General features: G+C 50.6%; 24 protein-coding genes, 1 pseudogene and 1 riboswitch. Of the genes and pseudogenes, 7 read left to right on the plus strand and 18 right to left on the minus strand.

Annotation, left to right across the window (positions count from 1 at the left end; genetic code table 11):
* Positions 1–42: 42 nt before the first annotated feature.
* The 7 genes from CPZ25_RS08625 to CPZ25_RS08655 all read right to left on the minus strand — a co-directional run bounded on the left by CPZ25_RS08625 (position 43) and on the right by CPZ25_RS08655 (position 8,066).
* Positions 43–3,048: an MrcB family domain-containing protein gene (locus tag CPZ25_RS08625; RefSeq protein WP_096920203.1), complete on the minus strand. Its 3,006-nt coding sequence runs from the start codon at positions 3,046–3,048 to the stop codon at positions 43–45.
* A gap of 171 nt (positions 3,049–3,219) precedes the next feature.
* The gene (locus CPZ25_RS08630; RefSeq protein WP_096920204.1) at positions 3,220–3,678 is read right to left on the minus strand and encodes a hypothetical protein; all 459 of its coding nucleotides are present in this window, start codon (positions 3,676–3,678) and stop codon (positions 3,220–3,222) included.
* Positions 3,679–3,852: 174 nt separating this feature from the next.
* Complete coding sequence (locus tag CPZ25_RS08635; protein ID WP_096920205.1) at positions 3,853–4,593, minus strand: ABC transporter ATP-binding protein; 741 nt, start codon at positions 4,591–4,593, stop codon at positions 3,853–3,855.
* The gene (locus tag CPZ25_RS08640) at positions 4,577–5,389 is read right to left on the minus strand and encodes an ABC transporter permease (protein WP_096920206.1); all 813 of its coding nucleotides are present in this window, start codon (positions 5,387–5,389) and stop codon (positions 4,577–4,579) included. Before CPZ25_RS08640 ends, CPZ25_RS08635 begins: the two co-directional genes overlap by 17 nt.
* Before the next feature lie 8 nt (positions 5,390–5,397).
* Entirely contained in the window at positions 5,398–6,366 is a 969-nt protein-coding gene (locus CPZ25_RS08645) for an ABC transporter substrate-binding protein (RefSeq protein ID WP_074618063.1), read from the minus strand.
* A gap of 17 nt (positions 6,367–6,383) precedes the next feature.
* On the minus strand, positions 6,384–7,400 hold the full coding sequence (locus CPZ25_RS08650; protein ID WP_224168842.1) for a radical SAM protein: 1,017 nt from the start codon (positions 7,398–7,400) through the stop codon (positions 6,384–6,386).
* 171 nt (positions 7,401–7,571) lie between these two features.
* Complete coding sequence (locus CPZ25_RS08655; protein ID WP_058693651.1) at positions 7,572–8,066, minus strand: hypothetical protein; 495 nt, start codon at positions 8,064–8,066, stop codon at positions 7,572–7,574.
* Positions 8,067–8,227: 161 nt separating this feature from the next.
* On the opposite strand from CPZ25_RS08655, the gene CPZ25_RS08660 reads away from it, so the two are divergent.
* Positions 8,228–9,337 (plus strand): Mbeg1-like protein, encoded by a 1,110-nt coding sequence (locus CPZ25_RS08660; protein ID WP_058693650.1) that lies wholly within the window; start codon positions 8,228–8,230, stop codon positions 9,335–9,337.
* Positions 9,338–9,369: 32 nt separating this feature from the next.
* Here CPZ25_RS08660 and CPZ25_RS08665 read toward each other — a convergent pair whose 3' ends face one another.
* From CPZ25_RS08665 to CPZ25_RS08700, 8 genes and pseudogenes are all read right to left on the minus strand, one after another.
* Entirely contained in the window at positions 9,370–10,110 is a 741-nt protein-coding gene (locus CPZ25_RS08665; protein ID WP_096920208.1) for an aminotransferase class IV, read from the minus strand.
* Entirely contained in the window at positions 10,107–11,459 is a 1,353-nt protein-coding gene (gene pabB / locus CPZ25_RS08670) for an aminodeoxychorismate synthase component I (RefSeq protein ID WP_096920341.1), read from the minus strand. Before pabB ends, CPZ25_RS08665 begins: the two co-directional genes overlap by 4 nt.
* Positions 11,428–12,045, minus strand: coding sequence for an anthranilate synthase component II (locus tag CPZ25_RS08675; protein WP_096920209.1), 618 nt, complete (start codon positions 12,043–12,045; stop codon positions 11,428–11,430). Before CPZ25_RS08675 ends, pabB begins: the two co-directional genes overlap by 32 nt.
* 239 nt (positions 12,046–12,284) lie before the next feature.
* A pseudogene (locus tag CPZ25_RS08680) lies at positions 12,285–12,543 on the minus strand (HPr family phosphocarrier protein).
* 137 nt (positions 12,544–12,680) lie between these two features.
* Positions 12,681–14,693, minus strand: a complete 2,013-nt coding sequence (locus CPZ25_RS08685) for a PTS fructose transporter subunit IIABC (RefSeq protein WP_096920210.1) — start codon at positions 14,691–14,693, stop codon at positions 12,681–12,683.
* 17 nt (positions 14,694–14,710) lie between these two features.
* The gene (gene pfkB / locus CPZ25_RS08690; protein WP_096920211.1) at positions 14,711–15,613 is read right to left on the minus strand and encodes a 1-phosphofructokinase; all 903 of its coding nucleotides are present in this window, start codon (positions 15,611–15,613) and stop codon (positions 14,711–14,713) included.
* Positions 15,591–16,361, minus strand: a complete 771-nt coding sequence (locus CPZ25_RS08695) for a DeoR/GlpR family DNA-binding transcription regulator (RefSeq protein ID WP_058693643.1) — start codon at positions 16,359–16,361, stop codon at positions 15,591–15,593. The genes pfkB and CPZ25_RS08695 overlap by 23 nt, the downstream gene beginning before the upstream one ends.
* A gap of 296 nt (positions 16,362–16,657) precedes the next feature.
* The gene (locus tag CPZ25_RS08700) at positions 16,658–17,956 is read right to left on the minus strand and encodes a peptidoglycan DD-metalloendopeptidase family protein (protein WP_167495198.1); all 1,299 of its coding nucleotides are present in this window, start codon (positions 17,954–17,956) and stop codon (positions 16,658–16,660) included.
* Positions 17,957–18,450: 494 nt separating this feature from the next.
* A riboswitch (cobalamin riboswitch) is annotated at positions 18,451–18,613 on the plus strand.
* Between the two features lie 113 nt (positions 18,614–18,726).
* Here CPZ25_RS08700 and CPZ25_RS08705 point away from each other — a divergent pair.
* Both CPZ25_RS08705 and CPZ25_RS08710 read left to right on the plus strand, forming a co-directional pair.
* A complete protein-coding gene (locus CPZ25_RS08705; RefSeq protein ID WP_195538684.1) occupies positions 18,727–19,332 on the plus strand; it encodes a DUF2284 domain-containing protein in 606 nt (201 codons plus the stop codon).
* Between the two features lie 24 nt (positions 19,333–19,356).
* A complete protein-coding gene (locus CPZ25_RS08710) occupies positions 19,357–19,887 on the plus strand; it encodes an ATP-binding protein (protein ID WP_096920213.1) in 531 nt (176 codons plus the stop codon).
* On the opposite strand, the gene CPZ25_RS08715 is transcribed toward CPZ25_RS08710, so the two are convergent.
* Complete coding sequence (locus CPZ25_RS08715; RefSeq protein ID WP_096920214.1) at positions 19,870–20,808, minus strand: sugar-binding transcriptional regulator; 939 nt, start codon at positions 20,806–20,808, stop codon at positions 19,870–19,872. The two genes, CPZ25_RS08710 and CPZ25_RS08715, sit on opposite strands and share 18 nt — an antisense overlap.
* Before the next feature lie 246 nt (positions 20,809–21,054).
* On the opposite strand from CPZ25_RS08715, the gene CPZ25_RS08720 reads away from it, so the two are divergent.
* The 4 genes from CPZ25_RS08720 (at position 21,055) to lsrF (ending at position 24,269) form a co-directional block, all read left to right on the plus strand.
* Positions 21,055–21,678, plus strand: coding sequence for a dihydroxyacetone kinase subunit L (locus tag CPZ25_RS08720; protein ID WP_167495199.1), 624 nt, complete (start codon positions 21,055–21,057; stop codon positions 21,676–21,678).
* Positions 21,679–21,718: 40 nt separating this feature from the next.
* On the plus strand, positions 21,719–22,042 hold the full coding sequence (locus CPZ25_RS08725) for a hypothetical protein (RefSeq protein ID WP_058693637.1): 324 nt from the start codon (positions 21,719–21,721) through the stop codon (positions 22,040–22,042).
* Between the two features lie 73 nt (positions 22,043–22,115).
* Positions 22,116–23,114, plus strand: coding sequence for a dihydroxyacetone kinase subunit DhaK (locus CPZ25_RS08730; protein WP_058693636.1), 999 nt, complete (start codon positions 22,116–22,118; stop codon positions 23,112–23,114).
* 279 nt (positions 23,115–23,393) lie between these two features.
* Positions 23,394–24,269: a 3-hydroxy-5-phosphonooxypentane-2,4-dione thiolase gene (lsrF, locus tag CPZ25_RS08735; protein WP_058693635.1), complete on the plus strand. Its 876-nt coding sequence runs from the start codon at positions 23,394–23,396 to the stop codon at positions 24,267–24,269.
* Between the two features lie 35 nt (positions 24,270–24,304).
* Here the strand turns inward: lsrF and CPZ25_RS08740 are convergent, their stop codons facing one another.
* Positions 24,305–24,889, minus strand: coding sequence for a YcbK family protein (locus tag CPZ25_RS08740; protein WP_096920217.1), 585 nt, complete (start codon positions 24,887–24,889; stop codon positions 24,305–24,307).
* A 53-nt stretch (positions 24,890–24,942) separates the two neighbouring features.
* Positions 24,943–25,167, minus strand: a complete 225-nt coding sequence (locus tag CPZ25_RS08745; protein ID WP_096920218.1) for a DUF2922 domain-containing protein — start codon at positions 25,165–25,167, stop codon at positions 24,943–24,945.
* Positions 25,168–25,177: the final 10 nt, after the last annotated feature.

Consider the following 25,177-nt stretch of genomic DNA (forward strand, 5'->3'; position numbering starts at 1 on the left):
CTTATTCACAACACCAGTGGATAGCTGTGAATATGTGTATACTTAGCTCCAAAAAGAAGTTTTTCCCTCCTGGTCAAAGCGTTTGACCATGGCGCTCAGCTTTTCCGCACTTTTGGGGAACAGGCCTCCGCGGTTGCCCGCATAGTTCCTCACTGCGTTGCCAGAACGGGTACCCGCACAGATCTTGAACAGGTCGGTAAGGACAGACTCCACAGCAGAGCCGCCGCCCTGAATACGCGGCAGAATCTTCTGCAGAATGGCATGGTCCAGCCCATCCTCCTGGCTCATAAGGCCATACTCAGCATTGTAGAGCAGGTAGAAACAGATTTCGTCACGTACCCGGTAGCCGATCTGGGCGTTGGCCTTCATAAGAATACCGTTCATGGCCTCAAGCAGCGTGACAACCTCCTGGATCATATCGCGCTGACGTGTGCAATTGGCCAAAACCAAAACATCACTTTTTAAAAATTTGTTGCCCAGATGAATAGGCTCCGGCATGGTGCGCGGCGGGTTTTGCAGATGCAGGCTCACCTGTCCGATCTCGATGAGGCTCGCCCGGTCCAGCACCTTGCGGCTCAGCGCAAAGGCAGTTTCCTCGCTGCTGACAGTGCCGATGATATAGAGGTTTTCCGGCAGGTAAAGCTCGCCGTAGCGTTCTCTTGCCAGCTCGTCACGGCCAAAGGCCTCGTCTCCCAGCAGGGGGTCGGTCACGGTACGGCCTTCCCGGTCCCGCCGGGTTTCCATGACCGATAAAATCTCACTGAAATAGTATTCGACCCGGGCCAGATTCATCTCATCCAGACAGAGGAAGTAAGGCTTTCTGGGATTATCCACCGCTTCTCTTATGAAGTCATTGAGCGCGCCAGGCACAAAACGCCCGGAAGAATCCAGATAGCCGAGCAGACCTCTGGAGTCCTTCCAGTCTGGGCGGACTGGCACCTGCTTATAGCGGCCGTTTTCTGTGTTGGCTCCCATGGCCTCGGCAAACAGACGGGCCAGACTCGACTTTCCAATCCCCGCAATGCCAGTCAGAATCACAAAGGGCTTGGCTTTCAGGCAGAGATAGAGGTTTTCCACAATACCCGGCGTGCAGGTAAAGCCGTGAGCGGTGATATAAGTGCCCACCTGACGCAGAGTGCCGGGGATATCCACCGGCTCTTCCACCAGGTTTTCGACCCGCTCCAGGATACGTTCCACTGCGTTAACCTCCTCGGTCTCAGCTGAGGATTCCTCCATGACACGCTTGGTTTCCAGGTAAGCCGCCTCGCTGATACTGCGGACTGCCTTTTTGGGGGCTTCATTGGGGGCTTCAGGCCTTTCCGGCTCCGCTGAAGCGGCAGGCTCAGGCTGAACAGGCTCAGGCGCAGGCGCCACAGCCTCTGGCTGGGTTTCGTCTACAGGCTCTGCGGTTTCATCCACCGGCTCCCATTCAATGATTTCAGGCTCGCTGCTATCCTCAGGCGTAATGGTCTCGGCCACCGCCATTTCCTGAACCTCTGGTTCTGCTTCAGTGGCAGGTTGAACGGCAGGCTCCTGGTCCTCAACGCTTTCCGCTTCGGGCATTTCAGGGGTTTCAAGTTCCTCTGGTTCTTCCTCCTCGGGGTAGAGGTTCAAAATACAGCGTTCGTAATAATCGTTGTAGACTTCCAGCATTTCCTGAAGGTCCTTCTCCAGCTGTGCGTCGCCCGGCACCATGCGGTCATATTCCCTGTAAAAGACCACGCCTTCGCGAAAGCGGTCGTCGTACAGATCCACATCCTTGCTGCCAGTGTCGAAACCTCTGGGGTCTACCCTTCTCTGAATTTCCGCTGCCAGTGGGCGCAGAGCAGCGGCCACAACAGGCTTCACATCCTCCTGGCCGGTTTTCAGCGCTTCTTCCTCAATTTCCTTAAAGCCGTGGAACAGCGTCAGATACAGCTTCTGGGTATCCTTGTTGAGCAGATACTGCACAAAGACGCCGGTATTCGGCACTCTGGTGATATTGCGGTCAAGCACTGCCACCCAGGGGGTCTCGGTCCATTCCTCTACCCCTGCAAACCCGGTGACCTTATAGCGGTCGCCGTCCACAAATTTCAGGGCCTCAATGCAGCCGGGAATGCCGTCGGTCAGGATATCTTTAAAGGAATAGCGGAAATCTCTGGTAAAATAATGACCGTACTCGTCGATGAGACTGGTCAGATTTTCCTGAAGTCCGGGGCCGTCCATACGCTCAAAGTAATGCTCAATTTTCTGGTCCAGCAGCTCGATGATCAGGCGCTTGTCATCTGTGCTCAGCTCATCCAGCATAGAAACTTCCAGAGCAAAGTAGAAATGCTCGTCAATGGTTTCCATGACCAGGAAACCCTTTTCCGCCATCAGGGCATAGGGGCCGTCCATCAAAAAGGCCAGCACATCGTCCAGCCCTGCTTCTTTTACATTTTCGATGGTCTTATCTGCGTTTTTATCCTGGGGTTTACCCTGTGCCTCTCTGGCCTCATAAAACTTTTTGACCCCTGCGGACACCATAAACACATCGGCCTTACCGCGGTTGTCTGCCTGCTCCAGATAATTTTTCAAAAAAACCATCTCGTAGGAGCTTTTAAAGGAGACCACGGTTTTGCCAGGTCCCAGGTAATCAAAAAGCTCCTGCTTTTTAGTCAGCGCCTCATCGGTGGGCAGGATCATCTTAACCAGAAACGCGTCAGCCTCAAGCTTTTCGAACTGGAGAATCGGCCGCTCATCCAGCTGGTACTCGGTCATATTTTCAAAGAAATTTTCATAATCCGGGAACAGACCAATAAATTTGCTGCTCAGGGCCTTGCTCCAGGTCAGCTTAATATTGCTCGCGCTGCTCTCGCCGTAGCCGCACTCAATATAGGAGGGAAACTCCCGTCCCTCAAACAGGAAAACCACCCGTGTCTCCCCGCTCTCTGCGCCGAAAAATTTGTTCAGCTCCGCCGGAATTGTCATGCCGCCGTCTCTGAATACAAACTGGTCAGTAATAAAGGTTACCGTATAATCATTCAGCATTTTCCACGCGTCGTTAGGTCCGAAATTTTGCTCGATCATCTATGAATCACCTCGTTGATTTGGTTATCGTTTGATTTTTATTTACAGATACTATTGTAACATTTCTATGGACAAAGGGATATTCAATATTTTTACCTTTAAAGATAAAATCCCACGGATTCAGGCCCACTGTCCTCTTACGTTTACAGATACACCCAAGAAAAACAAATCCTAAATAAAATCATCAAAGCTGTTGCTGTAAACACTCAAAAAGTCATAAAGCTCACGGTCTTCATCCATTTCTCCCCAGACTTTTGGCGCTGCAGTCCAGTATTTCTGCTGGAACCGCTTCCAATTTTTTGAACCGAAAAAAACCGGACCCAGGTGCAGTCCTATCTTGATAAAATAAAGGCGATGGTCTCTCTTAAAGGCTCCGATCGCACGATGGGTGTCTTCAAAAACAGGCTTTCCTTCAGCGTTCAGCCCCACAGCGTAATCTCCTGTATTGGGAATCCGGTAGGCCCACTCACTTGATGCGCCCAAGGGGGACACGATCCTGGCTTTCTCAGGATTCAAATAGTGGTCGTCATCGCCAAACAGCTGGATTCCGGTCCAAGCGGCCGCATAAAAAAATGCGACTGCAGCAAACAGTATGCCTGCCCCCTTCAAAATCAACCTGCTTTTTTTCATTTAATCTCCCCCTTCAGACATAAACGCCTCTCGTCCTAAAATCAATGGTTTAATTGATTTTAGCACAGCTTTAGGCCTTTGCAAAGGATATCCCAAATTTTACTTTTGGCTTAAGAAAAAAGAGAGCGCCGTATGCTGTGCGCACTACGCTCTCTCACTGGTTTCTGCTCCTCCCTAAAGGTCTCGGAGGATTTCCAGAATATTCTTTTTTTCTTTTCCAAAATCTGGGTCCATAAGCTGCTCCAGAGGGTCCTCTTTGTCAAAATTTCTCTCTATCTCCCTGACAATACAGCCTGGCCTTTTGCTGAAAACCAGTATCCGGTGGCCCAGCACCAGAGCCTCCTCGACATCATGGGTGACAAAGAGTACCGTGGGGCGCAGATCGCGCCAGACTGATAAAACCAGTTCCTGCATCTTTGGCCGCAGCTGAGCGTCCAGCGCAGCAAAGGGCTCATCCATGAGCAGGCATTGGGGCTCCATAACCAGCAGCCGCGCCAACGCTGTGCGCTGCTGCATACCACCGGACAGAGCGTCTGGATAGTAATCGCCAAAATCCGCCAGGCCTGTGAGCGCCATAAAACGGTTCACCCGATCCAGCTGCTCCTTTCCCCGCACACCTGCCTGCCTCAGGCCAAAGGCCACGTTGCCCGCTGCGGTAAGCCAGTCGAACAGAACAGGTGTCTGAAACATCATGCCCCGCTCTGCGCCTGGGCCTGTCACAGGGCTTTCATTAAAGCAGACCGATCCTGCCACGGGCTTTTCAAAACCGGCTGCCAGCTTTAAAAGCGTTGACTTTCCGCAGCCGCTGGGTCCCAGCAATACGGTGATTCTCCCCGGCTCTGCCCTGAAGCTCACATCCTTTAAAACCTCCAGGCCGCCATAGCCATGAGATATATTTTTAAATTCCAGACTCATTTTTCATGCCTCCCCTCGGGTAGATCCTTCTGCATATAACCACTAACAGAAAATCCGTCACCTTGGCTGCCACAGCAATGACGATCATCGCCGCCAGAACCATATCCACATGGCCAAGCATTCGGGCGTCACTCATGATAGCGCCCAGTCCCTTTGTAACCCCGGTGACCTCGCCCAGCACCAGGTAGGCCCAGGCAACGCCCAGCCCCAGACGAAGCCCTACCGCAGTCTGGGGGAAAGCCGCGGGAAAAATGACAGATCGGAAAAGTCTGAAGCCCTGCGCCCCCAGCATCTGTCCAGCCTGAATATACGTTTCCGGAATACCCGCCGCCCCGGCAGCGGTATTGACATAGATGGGAAAAAAAGCTGCCAGCGACATGAGAAAAAGGGTGTTTCCCTCACCCACCCCAAACCAGACAATGGCAATGGGCAACCAGCCGATGCCGGGCACCGCCTTGAGCAGATGGATCACCGGGTCAAAAAGACGTCTCAGCACCGTTATGCGGCCAGTCAGAAATCCCATAAGCATCCCCAGGCTTCCAGCCATAAAAAATCCGGCCAACACCCGGAGCAGACTGACCCCCAGGTTTTCCCACAGCGCGCCGGAATAAGGGGTGACGCCAAGACTGCCGGAGGCAAAGTCTGCCAGCACCCGAAGCAGCGCAACAGGAGACGGCAGCTTATAGGCTGGTATCTGTCCAGAGACAGACAGCCAGAGCCAGACCAGTACCACCACCGCCGGGACGATCCATCCCACCAGATCCACCCGCTTTATGATGCTTCGTAACCTTTCCATCGGTTTGCCTAACGCCGTTTAGCGGCCTGTTCCAGAAAGCTGAGGTCAAACATGGCGTCGATATCCGGCACATTGTCGATCATGCCCAGCTCCTTCATGCGGTCCGCCAGGTTTCTGGTATTCTGGATAAAGGTATCGTCAATGTCTGAGCAGAGCTCAATATTGTCTGCCGAGATTTCAAGCAGAGCCTTGTCCGTACCAAATTCTGCCGATTTATCCAGCCATTTCTCCTTGTTCTCGTTCAGCATCCTGGTCGCGTCCACATGGGCGTTAACCAAATCCTGAACCCTTTCCGGTTTATTTTTAATGGTATCCTCGGTAACGATCATCGCCGCATTGATGGTGCCAATGCTGTCGTCAAAGTAGGGATAGCTCAGAATACGCCCATACCCCTCCTGAACAGCCTGAGACGGGTATGGCTCGCCGCTTAAAAAAGCATCAATATCCCCGTTTACCAAGGCCTGTCCCATATCGAAAAAGTCGATGCGCTTAAGCTCCACATCGGTGTCCGGGTTAATGCCATTGCGTTTAAGCACCTCCAGCAGCAGGGCATGGTGCATGGTGCCCGGCACATAGGCAATGCGCTTGCCCTTCAGGTCTGCCTCACTCTGAATACCAGAATCGCTGCCCACCACCAGAGCCGAGCATTTGTTGCACAGGCTGGTGACGATCTTGACCGGTTCACCCTTGGAGGCAGCTGTAATGGCAGTGACCAGTGTGGTACCGCACATATCCAGACTGCCGGCCAACAGCGCGGTTTTCTGGTCTCCAGGATTGGTGAACGGCAGAACCTCGACACTTTCTGGCATAAATTCATCGTAAAAATAAGGGGTGATGGTCTGGGCTGTTTTCCAGGTTCCCACAGTTACCTTCTCACGCTTTTCCCCCTGATCCTCTTTAGAGCTGCTGCAGCCCGCAAACAGGCCCGCTGCCATTACCACAGCAAGCGCCATTGCCATACATTTTTTTAATTTCATTTTTTCCTCCCTTTTTATTACATTTCCAGTCCGGCACACAAGGTGTAGCCAGCCTGTTCAAACCATTTCTCTGCTGTCTGAGCATCGAACTGATTCCATTTTTCTTTTGGCAGACAGCAGCTGTCCCGTGGAATAGAACCGGTTTCCACCACAGCCACGTTGGCGCCGAAGCGCAGAGCCTTTGGTGTCGCCGGATGCACGCAGATGTCCGGCACTCGGCTGCCGCCAGCCAGACGCGTGACGGCCACAATCTGAGCCAGCCGGTTTTCGCTTATCTGCGGATGCACGCCCAGGGGGGTTCCCGGTACCGGTACGCGGGCCATACCGCCGGTCACAATGGCCTTGTGCTCAATGGCGCACAGGCAGATATCCGCAATTTCCTCGTTGCTGTGCTCAACACCGATGGGTTCGACCAGAAAAACCAGCTTAAGCGGTGAATCCTTGACGGCGCCCAGGGTTTTCAGGCGCTCCACAGGGTTAAACCGGGTATCCCTGCCTTCCCCCAGTCTCAGAGAATGGTATATAAAGTCCACACCGGCGCGGTGAAGGGCATTGGCCTTTTCCAGATCAAACTCACCGACGTTCAGTCCAATCTCATAGCTGCCCGGCACAGCCCCGCGGATTTTTCCAATAAGCTCTGACAATACATCCAGACTGTAAAATTCTGTGGTTCTCAGCACGATCCAGCGCACCTTGTTTTCTGCATAGTCCCGGACGCTTTCGATGATCTCCTCTTCTGAAAAATCCCGCTCGCGGTCTGCCTCCACAATCCCCCAGGCTTCACCCAGCGAACAAAAATCACAATTCATGGGGCAGGCCTTATAGTCAACGCCCATTGCGCCCCAGAGATAGGCTCTGTCGCCTGTCACATGCGACGCCACCCGCCGGGCCGCCTGTCCCAAACGCTCACAGGCCTCCGAATCCGGATCAATGCTGAGCAGACGAACCAGCTCTGCACGTTCCAAGGCCTTTCCATCAAGCACATTTCTCTCAGCCTTTTCAATAAAAGCAAACAGCTCTTCTTTTTCCTTCATTTCATTTCCTTTCACACATATCTTGTCATTCTTCTATTAGACTTTGTCATATAGATGTCAAAATGTAGTATAGCGTGTTTTAAGGCGTTTGTCCAGATGATTTTTAAGCCGCTGTCCATCTCCAAACAAAAAATCCCGGAACCAGACGGTCCGGGATTTTTCTTTAGCAATTTATTTTTTAATCATGTCTGTGGCCTTCTGAGAACCCTCCAGCATCAGGCTTGAGGCTTCCATGGCCATGCCGTCAGCTTCGCCCGCCTTGTCAACAAGGGCGTTCATAGCTGCTTCATCGATACTATTGGGATCAATGGGCGCATTAAAACATTCCTTATAAAGGGCAATGGCGGACAGCATTTTATCCGACGCTCCCTTAAAGCTGGATTGAATGTCCTCCATTTTTTTCGGGGCTTTTAAGGCTCCCAGCTTGGTCCAGCTGGTTTCCATTTCAGAAAGCTTTGACTGCACACTGTTGATCCAGTCCTGGCTTTCATAGTCTGCTCCGCTTAAAAGCTTCTGCCAGTCTGTGTTCTCCTGGGAAATTTCAGTCGCCAGATTGGTAAACTCCTCGGCGTAAGCCTGGGTGCCGTCGTCGCCGCAGCCGGTAATGGACAGCGTCAGGCAAAAAACAATCAACAGAACCCCCAGCAGTTTCATTTGCTTTTTCATTTTTCTTCTCCTCTCATCGTAAATGTTTACAACCATTTTAGCATATTTTTTATGCTAATAAAAGGAGACTTTGAATCACTTTTGACAAAATAACCACTTGTCTTTTCCTGCCTTTTGAGCTATTCTAATGACAAGGCTTACATAAACAGGAGGACTTTACCATGTCCAATATTTTAGATTATCTTGACTGGCGGGGAGATCTTACCCTGGACCAGTCTCCCTTTAACGCGGTAGACAACCTGATTCTCAGCTGCGTTTCCTATATCCGGTTCGAGGGCATTGTCCCAAACAGCACAGAAGCCGTCAGCATTGCCGAAGCTTTTGGACGCTTTTCAGCACTGCCAGAGGCAGAGCAGCAGCTGCGCCTGCGGGTGGACGAAGACAGACGCCTTTTGAAGGCGCTGGCCCAGAGCCGCCGTTTTTCAGACATGGGGCTCTGCCTTTACGATGACCAGCTGGACCCCATCCTGGAAAAACAGTTTTGCGGGCTTACGGTTCTGACCGGTGACGGGCTGGCCTTTATTGCTTACCGTGGCACAGATAACACCCTGGTTGGCTGGAAAGAAGACTTTAACATGAGCTTTAAGACCTGTGTCCCCTCCCAGACCGAGGCCGCCGAGTATCTGAGGCGTGCTGCCGGGAGCCTGGGCGCCGTCCGTCTGCGCATAGGCGGCCACTCAAAGGGCGGCAATCTGGCAGTATACGCCGGTATTCATTGCGGGGCGTATCTCAACCGTATTGAGGTGATCTACAGCAACGATGGCCCCGGCTTTCCCGCGGAGGTGCTGGAAAGCCCCTCATACCTTGCCATTAATGACCGTATCCGTACTTTTGTACCCCAGACCTCCATTGTCGGCATGCTCCTTGAGCACGCAGAGGACTACACTGTGGTTCACAGCAAGCAAATCGGTATCGCCCAGCACGACCCCTACTCCTGGGAAATTCTGGGGCCCGATTTCGTCTGTCTGGAATCTGTGACCGCTGGCTGCCGCTTCATGGACCAGACAGTCAAGGCCTGGGTCGATGGTATGTCTCCTGAGGAGCGCGAGCAGTTTATCGACACCTTCTATGATATTCTCTCTGTAACACAGGCTCAAACCGTCAGTGATCTGGCACACTTCTCCCTGAAAAATGCCCGCGCTGTCAAAAAAACCCTTGAAAATACCGACCCTGAAACCAAAAAGATGATGACCGAAGCCATCTCCAAGCTTTTGGACGCTGCCAAGGAATCCTTCCATACCCTGCTGCCGCACAAAAAAGCCTCAGACTGAGATCTGAGGCTTTTCCTTTATACAGCTTCACGTCATTCGGACGCTTGCCGCAAAAGCTCCTGATAATCTCGCCAGACTGCCTCCCAGACACTTTTTTCGCCAAAGGCAATGTCGTCGAGCTGACAAACGGGCATCATCCCCATTAAAGCGTTGGTGACAAAGGCCTCATCAAAATCGCGGGCCTCCTCGGGCAGAATCACTCTCTCCTCCACGTCGTAGCGGCTGATCAGGTAATCACGGACGGTTCCTGGCAGCAGACCGCAGGACAGCGGCGGCGTGATCAGGCGTCCTTCCCTAACAAAGAAAAGATTCGTCACCGCTCCTTCTGTCAGCCGCCCCCTGGTGTTTAAAAACACGGGTTCATCAAAGCCCTGGGCGTCGGCTCTTCTTTTTTCCAGAATATTTTCTCCATAGCAAAGCGTCTTGTAACGGGTCAGAGGGGAGGTTTCATTGCGCCGCACCGGACTGGTTCTCAGCACAAAGCCACGCTCGTAGTCTGCCAGAGTATAGGGGTTTTCCCGGCAGGACCACAGACAGTTTTTCTGGGATACCATGACCTTGAGCACACCGTTCTTCATGGGGTGCTTTTTCAAAATTTCAGCCACCCACTCCGGTGTCACAGGGTTTTGGAGTCCAAAGAAATCCAAAGCTTTTTTCAGGCGTTTCAGATGCGCCTCTAAAAACACAGGCCGGCCATACATGACCGCGATGGTTTCAAAAGCCCCCAGTCCAAAACAGAAGCCATCGTCTAAAAGCATTTCCTGTCCGCTCATTTCATAGCCTCCAGAAGTGCCCTGGCCTTCTGCTCCGTTTCCTCGTATTCAAATTCCAAATCCGATTCACAGGTAATGCCGCCGCCCACACCCAGGGTGTAGCAGCCGTTTTGGTAAACCGCAGTACGGATCACAATGTTCAGATCACAGCTCCCGTCCAAGCCCAGATAGCCCATGGAACCTGTATACAGCCCTCTGCGGCTCTGCTCCAGTTCGTCGATGATTTCCATTGCCCGTATTTTGGGTGCCCCGGTAATTGACCCGCCTGGGAAAGCGGCACGGAGCAGGTCAGGGGCTGTCAGACCGTCCCGCAGCTTTCCAACAATATTGGAAACCAGGTGAAAAACTGTGGCATAGGTTTCCACGTCGAACAGGCTGGTAACCTTCACGCTGCCTGGTTCACAGACCCGGTTAAGATCGTTGCGCTCCAAATCAACGATCATGAGCAGCTCGCTCTTATCCTTGCCGGATTCCTGAAGCTCCTTCTTCAGGGCAGCGTCCTCCTCTGGCGTCACGCCCCGGCGGCGTGTGCCCTTGATGGGCCGTGTTTCCACCAAACCGTCTTTCATGCGCAGAAACCGCTCTGGAGAAGCACTGATGACCTGAAAATCCCCATAGTTAAAATAGCCGCCAAAAGGCGAAGGATTGTTCTCACGCAGGCTCTTAAACATAGCGTAGGGCGGCTTCCCGCTGTAAGCCATAATACGCCTGGTCATATTTGCGATGTAGATATCCCCCTCCACAATATAATCAATCATCCGGTCAATAGCCTTTTTATAGGCCTCCTTTTCAAAATCCGAGGTGATTTTCACAGGGTATTCTTCCCATTCCCCAGCTTCTTGACTGTGGGTAAAAGCGCTGATTTCGGCTTTTAAGGCATCCAGAACTGCTCCAGGCTCTGCCAGCATACCACTGGCCGTCAGGTACAGCCTTTTTTCATGCCGGTCCTCAATGATGAGGTTGTCATAAAAGTTCAAAATACAGTCTGGAACCGCCTGAGACCGGCTGTGGCGGGTCTTGATCTGCTCAAAGCTCCGGCCGTAATCATAGGTAAAATAGCCGATGGCGCCCGAGATCATGGGCAGCCCTGTATCGTTCTTTTCGTAATGCGCTGCCATATATGCGCCCAGAACCTCCTCCAGACTGCCCTCAGCCGGGCTGCCGTCCACATACAGGGCTCCATCCTTTACCTCCAGTGTTTTATAAGGGTTCAGGCCAATAATGGAGTACCGCCCCATTTCATTGACCAGGGAGGAATCCAGTAAAACAGCGCCAGGGCGGCTGTGGTAAAGATCAAAAAGCTCAGCCGCGCCGTATTTAAGAGGCCATTCGACAATCTGTGTTTTCATCATGACACCACCACTCCTCGCATAATCGAATAAAATTGTTTAAAACCGCATGACCCGACTCGGTCAGCACTGCCTCTGGATGGAATTGAACGCCGTAAACCGGGTAATCCCTGTGGGAAAGCGCCATGACCACACCATCCTCAGACCGGGCGTCGATGAGCAACACCTCCGGCAGGCTGTTTTCCGCTACCACCAGCGAGTGGTAACGGGTGACAGGCATCTCCTGCCTGAGCCCCCTAAACAGGTTCCTGCCCTTATGAAATACTGGCGTAATCTTGCCATGCATGGGTCTTTCCCCTTTTTTTACATCCGCGCCAAAAACATGGCCGATGATCTGGTGCCCAAGGCAGACCCCCAGGATCGGCACCCTGCCCGCAAAGGCACGGACAATCCCAGCCGATTCACCGCAGTCCTGCGGGTTTTTAGGCCCCGGAGAAATGATGATTCCCCGAATGTCTCTGCGCTTAAGCAGTGCGCTCAGATCTGCCGCGTCATTGCGGATGACCTCAACCTCCTGTCCCAGTTCTTTAAAATAAGCGTCGAGATTATAAACAAAGGAATCGTAATTGTCAATCATGATATACATTTGTGGTCCTCCTGTAAATCTGGTGCACAAAAAAAGCCAAAAACAGGCACGCCCTCAGCGCGTCTGTTTTTGGCAGTCTTCTTTTCATTGAAAAGGCACACCCTATTTGGTTGATTGTTTTTATCTTAACTGATTTTCACTCAAAACTCAAGGATATTTTTCAAAAAAGGGAAACGGCGCCGTGATGATTAAAACGGCGCCGCTTTCCAAATATATTTTAATTTAATAGAGGGAGCGATTTAGAGGTTTTCTTTGAAGAATGCTTCTAATTCAACAATAGCGGTATCTTCATCAGGACCGTCTGCCTGTACAGTGATGGTTTCGCCGTTTTTAGCACCTAAGCCCATAACGCTTAACATGCTCTTGCCATTACCGGTTTTGCCATCCTTAACCAGGCTGATTTCTGATGCATATGGCTGGGGTTTTTTTAACGAGTAAGCCTGCTGGTCTTGCATGAATACCTGCTGGGTCCGTAATTTTGTAATTAAATTCTTTCATTTTAAGTTCTCCTTTGGACTATAAAAATTTCTAGTATTATATTAACATTTTTACCCAAACTTGCATAGCAAATCTTGTTTATTTTCTAAAAATTTTTAACTTTATATTAATCTGGCATAAATATTGCTATTAAATGCTTATGCTGCTTCTTTTTTTAAGGGTTTTTTCAAAATCGCCAGCAGAATCATGCCTACAACAGAGCCAATGAGTAGTGACACAACATAGAACAGCGGGTTGCCCACCACCGGGAAAACAAACACGCCGCCGTGGGGGGCCATCAGGGTACAGCCAAAAAGCATTGAGAGGCCGCCGGCCACCGCAGAGCCCACAACGCAGGATGGAATAACGCGGATGGGGTCAGCCGCCGCAAAGGGGATCGCCCCTTCTGTGATAAAGCACAGGCCCATAATGTAGTTCGTCAGCGCCGACTGGCGTTCCTTCTGGGTAAAGCGGTTTTTAAAGAAGGTGGCGCACAGGGCAATGGCGATGGGTGGCACCATACCGCCGATCATAACCGCTGCCATGATGTCATACTGGCCGGAGCTGATGGCTGCCGTACCAAATACATAGGCTGCTTTGTTGAATGGGCCGCCCATATCAATGGCCATCATGCCGCCCAGAATCACCCCGAGAATTACCTTGGAGCTTTCACCCATGCTGTTTAAGCCGTTGGTCATAGCAGTATTCAACGCCGCGACTGGCGGATTGATGATGAATACCATCAGCGCGCCCATGATCAAAAGGCCGAAGAAAGGATACAAAAGCGTCGGCTTGATACCTTCCAGGGCATCGGGCAGTTTATCAAATAACTTACGCAGTCCCAGCACCAGATAGCCAGCCAGAAAACCAGCAACCAGCGCGCCGAGAAAACCAGAGGTCCCGCCGGTGGTAATGGTCATGGTGCCGTCTACCATCCCCAGGATATACCCCTGGCTGGCAATATAACCGCCCACAAAACCAACCGCCAGACCTGGACGGTCCGCGATACTCATGGCAATATAGCCAGCCAAAATCGGAAGCATAAAGCCGAAAGCAGCGCCGCCGATGGTCTTTAAGAATGCCGCAAAGGGAGTATTCATCCCAAAGTTGGCTGGATCGATGGCGTAATCGTCAAAAAGGAAGGCCAGCGCGATCAGGATACCGCCGCCAATAACAAAGGGCAGCATATGGGAAACGCCATTCATGAGATCCTTGTAGATCTTGCGGCCAATACTCTGCTTTTCGCCGCTGTCGGCAGTGCTTTCTTCCTTGCTGTCAGCATGATAAATGGGCGCCTTGCCCTCCAGTGCATGGCTGATCAGCTCTTCAGGCTTATGGATACCATCGGCTACCTTGGTCTGAATAACCGGCTTGCCATCAAAACGGGCCATGGGCACATTTTTATCCGCAGCCACGATAATGGCGTCGGCATTGGCAATTTCGGCACGGGTCAGTTCATTCTTAACGCCGCCGGAGCCGTCTGTTTCAACCTTGATGCTGACCCCCATGTCCTTGGCTTTGCCCTCTAAGGCTTCAGCGGCCATATAGGTATGGGCAATCCCGGTTGGGCAGGCAGTTACAGCCAGCACCTTCGGGTATCCGGTATCCACCTCAGCCGCTGCCTCACGCACTCTGGCCTCCTCGGCTTCTACCTTTTCCACAGCCCTTTCCGCTGCGTTTTCTTTTTCCTTTTTGGCGTCTTCCTCGCCAAATTTTTCTGTTTCTTTCTGGTCGATAAGCTTCAAAAATTCATCCTTGTCCGTCGCGTTTATAAGCTTTTGCCTAAAATCCTCATCCATGAGCATCATGGATAAGCGGCTTAACAGCTCAAGATGTGTATCGTCAGAATTATCCGGCACAGCAATGGCAAAGAGCAGATGGGCAGGCTGCCCGTCCATGGATTCATAGTCGGTGCCTTCCTTGCTCACCATAACAGCCAGTCCAGCTTCCTTCACAGCGCTTGTTTTGCCATGCGGGATGGCGATCCCTTCGCCGATTCCGGTCGTTCCCTGTTCCTCTCTGGCAACAACGGCTTTCTTGTAGCCTTCCTTGTCATTAAGGTTTCCGGTCGCGTCCATGAGCTCAACCAGATTATCAATGGTCTCGCTCTTGGATGCAGATTTTCCCTGAAGGTCAATGCCTTCTTTTTTCAGTAAATCTGTAATTCGCATTTCTTTTCCCCCTGGAATTAGATTTTATTTAAAAGGTCAGAGACCTCTTGTCTGGTTGCCAGCTCTTCCGAGAAAGCACTGGCACTGCCGGCAGCCACGCCCATTTTAAAGGCAGCCGCCAGATCGCCGGATTCCAGATAGCCTGCCAGAAAGCCTGCCACCATAGAATCGCCCGCACCCACGGAATTTTTAACCTCGCCGCTGGGTGCCGCGCTTTTATGCACACTGCCATCCTCATTCAGAAAGATGGCTCCGTCGCCCGCCATGGAAACAAGCACGTTGCGCGCCCCCATTTCCTGGAGCTTTTTGCCGTATAAGATAATCTCATCATCGTTTTTAAGGGTAACCCCGAACATATCGCCAAGCTCGTGATTGTTGGGCTTGATTAAAAACGGATGATATTTTAAAACCTTTTTAAGCAGCTCCTTTGTGGCATCTACCACAATATCAATGCCCCGATTCTCAAGCCGCGCCATGATACGCTCATAGGTGTCTGACGGCATGGAGCTCGGAATACTGCCCGCCAACGCCAGCACATCGCCCTTTTTTAGCCTGTCCAGCTGGGCGAAAAGCTTTTCCAGCGCTTCCTCAGAAATCTGAGGCCCACGGCCGTTGATCTCGCTCTCCTCCTGGGATTTAAGCTTGACATTGATGCGGGACAGCCCGTTTTCGATTTCGATAAAATCAGAGCTGCATCCAAAGTCCCGGACACGCGTCTCGATTTCTCTGCCGGTAAAGCCGGCGATAAAGCCCAGGGCCACGTTGTCAAAGCCGAGGTTTTTAAGCACAATGGAAACATTGATGCCCTTACCGCCAGGGAACAGCCGCTCCGAGGCGGTACGGTTTACCTGGCCGGTTTTAAAATCATCGACCTTTACAATGTAGTCCAGGGATGGATTAAAGGTCACTGTGTAGATCATTTTTGTCTACCTCCATTATCTCTGTGAATTTCAGGTATTTATGATCCTGTAAATCCGTGGTGATGATCCTCGCGCTGCCGATGTCGCCAAAGGTAACGGAAGAAATTTTATTAAATTTTGAAGGGTCGCTCAGAATGTAAGCGTCCCGGCAATTATCAAAGGCTTCCTTTTTAACCATGGCCTCGTGCACGTCTGGCGTGGTGTATCCTGCCGTTGGACTGATGCCATTGGTGCCGAAAAAGCCAAGGGTAAAATTATATTTCCTAAGGGCTTCCACAGTTTCCTCGCCCACCATGGCTTCGGTAGAGACCCGGAGGTGTCCGCCCGGGATAAAAACTTTATACCCCTTTTTAAGGAGTTTATTTGCGTGTCCAAGGCCGTCGGTCACATATGTCGCTTCCTTTTCGCTGATATAGTCAATGAGCGCCTCGGTAGTTGTCCCCGCGTCAATAAAGACAAAGTCGCCTTTATGAATGAGCGAAGCCGCGTACTGTCCAATGCGCTTTTTTTCCTCACTGTACTGCCCGTGTTTATAAGCCACATCGTCTTCATTTGTTGTATAGCTGTTGTCAACGGCTGTCGCACCTCCATGAACCTTATGAACCAGACCCATTTCGTGCAGGGCGGTAAGATCCCGCCGCACCGTTGATTCCGAGCTTCCGAGCAGCTCCGTCAGCTCCTGCACGGTCACTGCTTTTTTGTTCTCCACGGTTTTTAATATAATGTTAAATCTTTCCTCTGTTAACATCTCTCTCTCCTCCGCAACTGTATAATATCACCATTTTCAGTCATTGTCAAGCATTTTCATTCAAAAAACTTCAAAAATAATCAAATATTTCCTATTTCCCGCCTTAATACTGATTGTAAATGACTGAATTTGACTGTTTAAGCCTATCATGCCCGGGTATAAAAGTCAACAAACACGAAACACTGGCGGCCGGACCACCGCCCCGGTTCTTTACAAAAAATAAAAAAAGAACCAAACACGCGATTTGGTTCTTTTTTATCAGTGATATGCATATACTAATTTTTTCGATCATGACATCAGACGTTATCGCCGTCCTTGATGTCAAAATAGTCTGGTAAAAATTGCTGAACGTCGTTAATGCGGATTTCAAAATGGGAGTGCGGTCCGGTTGAGTTACCAGTGCTGCCCATTAACGCTACGACTTGGCCCTTTTCGACCCGGTCACCAACGCTTACCTTAAATTCGGAGTTATGACCCATTCTCAGGACAGTTTTTCCATCGTCCATCATAATGTCAACGCATAATCCGTAACCGCCAAATTCACTTGCCCGGATGACTGTACCACTCTGCGGTGCGTAGATCGGCGTACCCATTGAGTTCGCAATGTCTACTGCAAAGCAGCCTGCGTGGCTTCCTGGCTTGTCTAAAGCGGAAATATTACCGGTTGCCGGTAAAATAAAGTTGCCTTTCTTTGAAGACATGGTCGGGTACTGCTTCGTTCCCTTTGAAACAATCTGAGCCACCGGCTCTTTCGCGACTGTTTCGGATAAGGTTGTTTCACTCACAACCTTACCGTCTTCATAGACGGTTTCGACTTCCTTATCAAGTTGTCCGTTCACACCTTGCTGTGTAACTACAGTTTGATCAACATATACATTTGGATCTTCCTGCTCAACGGTCTGGAAAGGTATGTCTTCTTTTTTAGTTGATGTTTTAGTCAGATTAATTTTTAAGATACTGGAGCTTGTCTCAGTCTCATTATTCTGGTTTTCTACATTCTCATTACTATTATTTTCAACGGTACCTTCAGCTGCTAAAGCTTCCTCTTGGGCTGGCTCATTGCTTTGGTCTCTTGCCACATCGGCTCCACCACGGCTTGCTACCTGGATTGGAGCGTTCGTACTCTCTTCACTCTTACTCGGATTAGTATTACCTGTTGCTAAAAGATTAGCGCACTCGTCCGGACTGTTTAAGTCCTCGAGCGGAAAATTCTTAGGCGTTTCTACAACGTCGCTCTGGATGTCGCATTTTACCAGCTTATCTGTACCCTGTACGTTACCGATCTTATTAATTGCACCTGCAATACCGGCCTGTACCTGATCAGATGAAGCCAGGTTTCCAACTTCCTGTCCGTCAACTTTTAATTCTACACCATGAACGCCAACCTGAAGGTTCTGCGCGTTCAATGCATCAGTAAATTCTTCCTCTGACAACATTGGTTTATTAAACGTGATGCTCTTTTTAATCTGTATATCATTGTAGACATATGCTGTTTCGATCGACGTTTTCGATCGCATATCCTGCTCTACCTGATCCAGACTCTGTGTAAACACAGCCGCATCCTTTGTATAGCCTAAAACCTCTCCGTCAACCATTACCTTGTAACCAAGACAGGTTGAAGAAAAGAATCCGAGAAGAAGCGCTACACAGAAACCTGTGAATACGACTTTTTCTCTTTTGCTCAAGTGCTTGGCGTAATGCGCAAGCTTCTTAAAAAACATTTGGAGCTTGCCACTTGAGCGATGGCTTTCGTTGCTAATGCCTAATCACCACCCTCCTATATATAATTTTGACCAAATTGTAAAGTTATTTACAATTTAGATATATTTTAACATATCCTTTGGCCCTTGCCAATACCTTAACCGAAATTACTTAATATTTTATGAAAAATTCATTAAAACATACGTGTTTTTGGTTTAATTAAGGCGGTTCTCGCCCCTTTACCGGCTTTTCAGTATTTTTTTCTTTACATTTAAGATTAAAACAAAGGGGAAAATCTTGTTGTAAAAAAATAAATTTACGAAAAAGCCCCTGTCAGGGCCCAATAAACCTTGACAAAAGAAAATCAAAGGGATATGATAAAGGCAACTTAATATTGTAAACATTATGTAAATGGGAAAAAGGTGAAAATCCTTTGCTGTAATCGCAGCTGTAATGCAATATGTCCCCTTATGTGCCACTGTCCGCCGGATGGGAAGGGAAGGGGAATGCCATTGTAGAGCCAGAAGACCGGCATAATGTTTTCTTAAAACGCTCCGATTTAGAGTCATTTAAGAGATACGTTCCTTAATCAATTTCGTATTTTTTGCCTTCTCTAGCCGGGGAAGGCTTTTTTATTGTACTAAATGAAGGTGAGGTCTTTCCATTGATTGAAATAAAAAAACAGGCAGAGCCTGCCAAAGAGTTTAAAGGTGACACCGTTATTAAAAGCCTGATGACCATTAAGCGGCAGCTTGAAGATAAACGCAGACTGTTCGGCATTCATGAATATGCCTTTGCCAAAACCAGCGATCTGCTGTTTTCCATGGGCACAAGGCTTTTATGCGAGGGAAACCAATGCGGCCATTACGGCGCTACCTGGGCCTGCCCGCCCGCGGTAGGCAGCTACAACAGCTGTGTCGCCAAATGCCGCTCCTACGAAAACGTCTGTCTGCTCTCAACCGTTACCGATTTAAAAGGCCAGTATGACTTTAGAGGCTGGCACCGGGCCCGCATATTTCACGAGGCCGCTACGGCCAAGTCTGCCCGTCTTTTCAGAGCCCATTATCCTGGCGCTCTGGTGCTCTCCACAGAGGGCTGTATCCTCTGCGACCAGTGCACCTACCCCGACGCCCCCTGCCGTTACCCAGACCAGATTTTTCCATCCGTGGAAGGCTATGGCATCGTCGTGATGGATCTGGCCAGCAAAACCGGCCTTTCCTATAATAATGGCCCCGAAACCGTTACCTATTTCAGCTTTGTGCTGTTTTAGCCCGATTCAGAAAGGAGAACCGCCATGAACCTGACTATTTCGCCCATCTCCACGGCCGAGCCCCTGCCCCCGGCCGTCGCTGTTTCCGATCTTCATGCGCTCAAAGAAAAATACAGCGTCCTCAAAAAAAAGGCCGCCACAGCCTACTGCGCCCTGGACGGCGTTCTCTCCCTTTTTCAGGCCATCGCCCAGGAAAAAGGGATTGACTTTAACCCTGTGGTTTTCTACCCCATGTCCTCCTTTGTGAGAGAACGGGACATCTGCAGGATGACAGAGCTGCTGCTGGAAAGCGCCTTTTCCGCCGGAGAAAAAAGCGTAGACTTCACCATCAACCTTTTTAACGCGGGCGTTATCTCCCTGTCCATTAAAACCGAGCAGCCCTGCCAGCTCCTTCCCCAGTATACCGAAGAGCTCCAGGCGCTCACTGCCGCCTATGACGGCATCCGGGACACCCGCCGAATCGGCGGCCGGGAGCTGACTTCTTTTATCCTGAGACACAGCCCCGACCACGCCGAGGAGCGTTTTGGCAGCGATCTGCTATACGTCCGTTTTTAAAATCTTCTCAGCCGTCACCTCATCAATGATAAGGTGGCGCGCGAACCCGGTGTTCAGACAGCCGATGGCCGATCCTACATTAGCCTCCACAGGCACAATGCCAATAAAATTCTTAATTTTAGAAAGCGGTCCCAGCGGAATCTGTATGGCAAAATCATCCTCCCCTTTTATCTGCTGTCCCTTCCAGTTAAAAAAGTAAGACAGAATATTGGAGGTCGCCCGCTCCGTGATCAGCCGCCGCCCAAAGCGCAGGGCAGTGGCGTGGTCCGGCACACAGGGGTAGCCGCCAAGGGTCACCAGTGCGGTGTCTGTCTTTTTCCACAGGGCCAGAATACTGTTATAATTATCTGTCGTCACAAATAAATCCCGTTCCTGCTTGGTCGTAGGAAAGGCCGGCGAGATCAAAAAATCCGCCTCAAATCCCGTTTTTCGGGCAAAATCCGTAGCCAGCTCATTGGGATGGTAGCCCTTGTGCGGCACTGTGGCCGTCCCGATCAGCGGACAGACCTTCCCGCTGTACTGCCCAGCAAGCTCCCTGCCCGCTAAAATATCAATGACACGGCTGATATTATAACCCCAGCCAAGGCCAAGGATTCGGGTTTTAGGCAGGATTTCCAAAAGAAAATCCACAGCGGCTTCATAAAGACGCTCCTGTGTTTCGTTCTTATCCTCTGTGCAGCTGACCACCTGGCAGCTCTTTAAGCCAAACCGGTTACACAGTTCCCGGCTTTTTCCAATGCTGGTGCTGTCAAAAGATTTGATCTCAATTTTAACAATACCTTCTTTGCGGGCTTTGTTCAGCAGATTGCTGACCGAAGGCCGCGAGATACCCATCGACTTTGCAATCTCTGCCTGAGTCATGTTCTCTTCATAATACATCTGCGCCGCGCTAATAAGACGGATCAGCTCCTTTTCTTTCATGATGCTCTCCTTTACAAATGTCAACAGCTTTTTTTCTAAATATACTCTATTTTTTGACAAATGTCAATCCACTATCTTTAAGATTCAAAATGCAAAATACTTTACATTTGTCAGTTTATTGCTTATTTTTCATATTTTTATGGGTTTTTTCAAGGATTTTAAATTATTTTACGTTTTTTTGTTTGACAAATGTTAATTCCGGTGATATTCTATAAACAAGTTGAAACCGATACCGGAGGTGAGAGTATGTCAGTAGAAACCTTAAAAATCAAAAACATGTTATTGACATCTGCTAATAAAATTATAAGCAACGTCGAAAACTTAACCAGGCTGGATTGCGAGCTGGGTGATGGCGACCACGGAACCACCATGGAAAAGATCGCCAAAGCGCTGGTGACCGAAGTGGACGCCTGGAACGAAGAAACCGACCTGAAAGAAGCACTGGAAGCCCTGAACGATACCCTTGAGGATATCAGCGGCGGCTCCGCTGCCCCGCTTTTTGGCTCTTTTGTCTGTGGCATGGCCGATGCGGCCGACCCCAGCCAGGATACCGACGCCTTTATTAAGACCATCCTGCTTGGCGCCTATGAAGAATTTTTCGATACATCCGGCGCAAAGCCCGGTGGAAAATCCATGATGGACGCCATTTACCCTGCGACCGAGGTGATCCGAAGCGCCGATAAGATTAATCAGGAAGTCCTGAACCAGGCCGCCAAAGCCGCCCGTGAAGGCTCCGACGCAACCTCAGATATGCTTGGCAAGTATGGACGCGCCCGCTACATCGGCGACCGCGCCATCGGCCATACCGACCCTGGCTCCGTATCCTTTGCCCTGTTCTACGAAGGTCTGGCAGAAGGCTATGCCCTTTAATGACGTTTTAATTTATTAAGATTCTCAGGAGGAATTTAAGATGAAATATGAAATCATGCACGTTGGCGTTCCTGTAAAGGAAACCGTATTACCTGAAGATTACGCCGAAGGCCTGAAGGTTTATATCTCCGGCCCAGACAACAACGACCTGAAATTTGAATACCTGCGCTTTGAAGAAGGCACACCCCTTCATCCCGACGTTGTGAACAAAACCCACGTTGCCTATAAAGTGCCAAATATCGATCAATTCATCGAAGAAGAAGGCGCCACTGTCCTAAACGGAAGAATGGCCGTCGATGAAACTCTGGACATCGCCTTTGTATCCGTACACGGCACCGTCCTCGAGCTCATGGAAATGAAGTGAGGTCCAGTTTTCAAAAAATACGATCCTTTTAAAAAACCAAATATAATCTAAATTAACAGGGGGAAATACTAAAATGACAATGAAAAAATTCTTAAACCAGCCGGAAAACATCGTATCTGAATTACTGGAAGGCCTGGAACTGGCAAACCCAGATATTATCGAAGTAACAGGAAACAACCTGGTGGTTAACAAAAAATTAAAAGACGCAGACCGCGTAACCGTCGTAACCTTAGGCGGCGCCGGCCACGAACCAGCCATCGAAGGCTTTGTGGGCGAAGGCATGGTTGACATCTGCGTGATCGGGGATATTTTTGCAGCGCCTGGCTATAAGGCCTGTATCGAAGCCTTAAAAATGGCCGACAAGGGCCACGGCGTTTTATTCGTAGTTTTAAACCATGCGGGCGATATGCTCACAGGCAACAAAACCATGAAGGAAGCCGCAAAATTAGGCTTGAACGTTAAGAAAGTCGTTACCCAGGAAGATATTGCCAACGCACCGCGCTCCAACGCCGACGACCGCCGCGGTCTGGTAGGCTGCGTGCCCGTATACAAAATCGCAGCAGCTGCCGCAGCAGAAGGCAAATCCTTAGACGAAGTGGCTGCCATTGCCCAGAAATTCGCAGACAACATGGCCACCATTGCCGTAGCTGCCAAGGGCGCAACCCACCCGGCAAACGGCGAAGTCATCTCGACCTTAGGCGATGATGAAATGGAAGTGGGCATGGGCCAGCACGGTGAAGGCGGCGGCGGACGCCAACCAATGAAATCAGCCGACGAAACCGCTGTGATCATGGCCGACGAATTAATCGCAGACCTTGACCTCAAAGCCGGTGAAGACGTGATGGTATTCATCAACGGCAGTGGCTCCTCCACATTAATGGAGCTCCTCATTGTTTTCCGCAAGGTTTATAAATACCTGGAAGAAAAAGATATCCATGTGAAAGCAAACTGGGTTGGCGAAATCCTGACTGTACAGGAAACAGCAGGCTTCCAGATGTTCATGGCCCGCGTAGACGAAGAAGAGCTCAAATACTGGAATGCTCCATGCAAGACCCCATACAAGGTCGTTTAATTTCGTTTAGAATTTAAGGCTTGAGGCAAAGCTAAAAAGCGGCTTGTCTTGTTGAATGGAAAATGGAGAATGGAGAATGAAAAATGCTGGTGCGCTTTTGCCTTTGGCTCAAGCGATTCGTGCTGCGGTCTCTGACCGCAATTCTAATCAAATGTGCTCTGCACATTTGCACTATAATTCTCAATTCTCCATTCTAAATTCTCCATTCATAAGACTGCCCTTTCACGCTTTGCCTCTTATATTAAATCTGTTTAACATTCAATAAAGGAGATCAAACCAATGGCAGATAAAGACGGCAACAAACACGCAAAAGATTTCGGCTTTGACCGGCCGGCAGAAAATAAAAGTTTCCACGTCAAGGGCATGGAAAACGTGGACTGGGGCATGAAAACCCGCCTGTCCCAGATCTTTGACCCCAAAAGCGGCAACACCATCATGCTTGCCTTTGACCACGGCTATATCATGGGGCCAACCCAGGGTCTCGAACGCCTGGACCTGGCCATCCCGCCGCTCATGGACTACGCCGACGTGCTCATGGGCACCCGGGGCGCACTGCGCACCTGCATTCCACCAGACTGCAAAAAAGCCATCGCACTGCGCTGCTCCGCGGGCAGCTCTGTCCTGAAGGATGATATGAGCCACGAGGTGGTAGGCGTCGACATTGAGGACGCCATCCGTATGAATGCCACCTGTATGGCCATCCAGTCCTTCATCGGCTCAGAAGGCGAATGCGAAAGCATCCATAACATTGTTAAAACCATCGACGCCGGCAACCGCTACGGCATTCCTACCCTCGGCGTTGTGGCCGTAGGCAAGGAAATGGAACGCACCACCAAATATTTCTCTCTGGCAACCCGCATGCTGGCAGAATTTGGTGCACAGATCGTCAAGGTCTACTACTGTGATAACTTTGAGGAAGTGGCAGCTGCCTGCCCGGTGCCCCTCGTTATTGCCGGCGGCAAGAAAATCCCAGAGGCCGAAGCCCTCGAAATGGCTTACCAGGCCATCAGCCGCGGCGCCCACGGCGTCGATATGGGCCGCAACGTCTTCCAGGCAGACGACCCCAAAGCCATGATTCAGGCCATCCGCGAGGTCGTTCACAACGGACGCACCGGCGCAGAAGCCTACGAATGCTATCTGGACTTGAAGAAATAAAAAAGAAGCCTCCGGGCTTCTTTTTTTACCTAACCTCACTTCCAGATTTCCACATGGTCAAACTGCCGGTCCGGGTATTCGATGACCCCCAGGCCCAGCTCCCGGGCCTCGGCCGCCACCACATCACAGGGCACTCCGGGGCAGTACAGATCCGCCGCGTGTCCACTCAGGTGCCAGGAGTTTTCGATGCCGCCCACCTCGGCGTTGCGCTCCTCGCAACGCACCCCAGAGGTGATGATAACCGGCCGGTCAAAACAGCACCGCAGCGCCTCCACCCGCTCCAGCAGCTCCGGGTCCATCTCTGCCGGCCAGCCGTCACAGTAGCCCGCGCAGTCGCAGGCATACTCTGCCATCAGGAAGTGGGCCGACGCCCAGGGGCCATCGGTGATAATAGGATCCTCTGGCAGCGGGTGGTCGATCACCGCTCCGTCCGGCGGTCTTTCAGGCTCTGGCAGCGGCTCCGTCACCAAAACCGGAGGCAGCTGTGCCTGCTGGATTTCCCCTGCTTCCTGAGTTTCCGCCTCCCGCACAGGGACCAGGTTCGCGAAAAATATACAGGCAACGAGGATGAAAATGATAAAAAAGATGCTTCGACCAATGCGTTTGTGAATGATGTTCATATGATCTCCCTTCTAATCAGGTAGAAAGTAAAAAAGGGGCTCTCGCCCCTTTTTTACTCAACTGCCACGTCGGTGGTGTCTACGCGCTTGGCGCCGGCCAGCCTGGCGAGTGCAAAGCCTTCGGGCTTGAAGATGTCGTCGGTCACGATGCCGGCCGCGCCGGTTTTAACTTCCTCATCGGTGATCCCCTCCTTGTAATGCGGGATGGTCATTCTGAATTCCTTGCCGTCGGTGCGCTCAAAGTACATTACCAGTTCTTTTTTCTGTTCTACTGCCATTGTTTATCTC

It is taken from the genome of Eubacterium maltosivorans (assembly GCF_002441855.2).
GTDB classification, from domain to species: Bacteria; Bacillota; Clostridia; order Eubacteriales; family Eubacteriaceae; genus Eubacterium; species Eubacterium maltosivorans.

Bases quoted from the DNA above. Each gene is read 5' to 3' on its own strand.
- CPZ25_RS08720 (WP_167495199.1), top strand. From the start codon at position 21,055: ATGTCAGTAGAAACCTTAAAAATCAAAAACATGTTATTGACATCTGCT.
- pfkB (WP_096920211.1), bottom strand. From the start codon at position 15,613: ATGATCTACACAGTGACCTTTAATCCATCCCTGGACTACATTGTAAAG.
- CPZ25_RS08730 (WP_058693636.1), top strand. From the start codon at position 22,116: ATGACAATGAAAAAATTCTTAAACCAGCCGGAAAACATCGTATCTGAA.
- CPZ25_RS08745 (WP_096920218.1), bottom strand. From the start codon at position 25,167: ATGGCAGTAGAACAGAAAAAAGAACTGGTAATGTACTTTGAGCGCACC.
- CPZ25_RS08655 (WP_058693651.1), bottom strand. From the start codon at position 8,066: ATGAAAAAGCAAATGAAACTGCTGGGGGTTCTGTTGATTGTTTTTTGC.
- CPZ25_RS08715 (WP_096920214.1), bottom strand. From the start codon at position 20,808: ATGAAAGAAAAGGAGCTGATCCGTCTTATTAGCGCGGCGCAGATGTAT.
- CPZ25_RS08710 (WP_096920213.1), top strand. From the start codon at position 19,357: ATGAACCTGACTATTTCGCCCATCTCCACGGCCGAGCCCCTGCCCCCG.
- lsrF (WP_058693635.1), top strand. From the start codon at position 23,394: ATGGCAGATAAAGACGGCAACAAACACGCAAAAGATTTCGGCTTTGAC.
- CPZ25_RS08675 (WP_096920209.1), bottom strand. From the start codon at position 12,045: ATGTATATCATGATTGACAATTACGATTCCTTTGTTTATAATCTCGAC.
- CPZ25_RS08700 (WP_167495198.1), bottom strand. From the start codon at position 17,956: ATGGTTGACGGAGAGGTTTTAGGCTATACAAAGGATGCGGCTGTGTTT.
- CPZ25_RS08640 (WP_096920206.1), bottom strand. From the start codon at position 5,389: ATGGAAAGGTTACGAAGCATCATAAAGCGGGTGGATCTGGTGGGATGG.
- CPZ25_RS08665 (WP_096920208.1), bottom strand. From the start codon at position 10,110: ATGAGCGGACAGGAAATGCTTTTAGACGATGGCTTCTGTTTTGGACTG.
- CPZ25_RS08625 (WP_096920203.1), bottom strand. From the start codon at position 3,048: ATGATCGAGCAAAATTTCGGACCTAACGACGCGTGGAAAATGCTGAAT.
- CPZ25_RS08695 (WP_058693643.1), bottom strand. From the start codon at position 16,361: ATGTTAACAGAGGAAAGATTTAACATTATATTAAAAACCGTGGAGAAC.
- CPZ25_RS08725 (WP_058693637.1), top strand. From the start codon at position 21,719: ATGAAATATGAAATCATGCACGTTGGCGTTCCTGTAAAGGAAACCGTA.
- CPZ25_RS08740 (WP_096920217.1), bottom strand. From the start codon at position 24,889: ATGAACATCATTCACAAACGCATTGGTCGAAGCATCTTTTTTATCATT.
- CPZ25_RS08645 (WP_074618063.1), bottom strand. From the start codon at position 6,366: ATGAAATTAAAAAAATGTATGGCAATGGCGCTTGCTGTGGTAATGGCA.
- CPZ25_RS08685 (WP_096920210.1), bottom strand. From the start codon at position 14,693: ATGCGAATTACAGATTTACTGAAAAAAGAAGGCATTGACCTTCAGGGA.
- pabB (WP_096920341.1), bottom strand. From the start codon at position 11,459: ATGAAAACACAGATTGTCGAATGGCCTCTTAAATACGGCGCGGCTGAG.
- CPZ25_RS08635 (WP_096920205.1), bottom strand. From the start codon at position 4,593: ATGAGTCTGGAATTTAAAAATATATCTCATGGCTATGGCGGCCTGGAG.
- CPZ25_RS08650 (WP_224168842.1), bottom strand. From the start codon at position 7,400: ATGAAGGAAAAAGAAGAGCTGTTTGCTTTTATTGAAAAGGCTGAGAGA.
- CPZ25_RS08630 (WP_096920204.1), bottom strand. From the start codon at position 3,678: ATGAAAAAAAGCAGGTTGATTTTGAAGGGGGCAGGCATACTGTTTGCT.
- CPZ25_RS08660 (WP_058693650.1), top strand. From the start codon at position 8,228: ATGTCCAATATTTTAGATTATCTTGACTGGCGGGGAGATCTTACCCTG.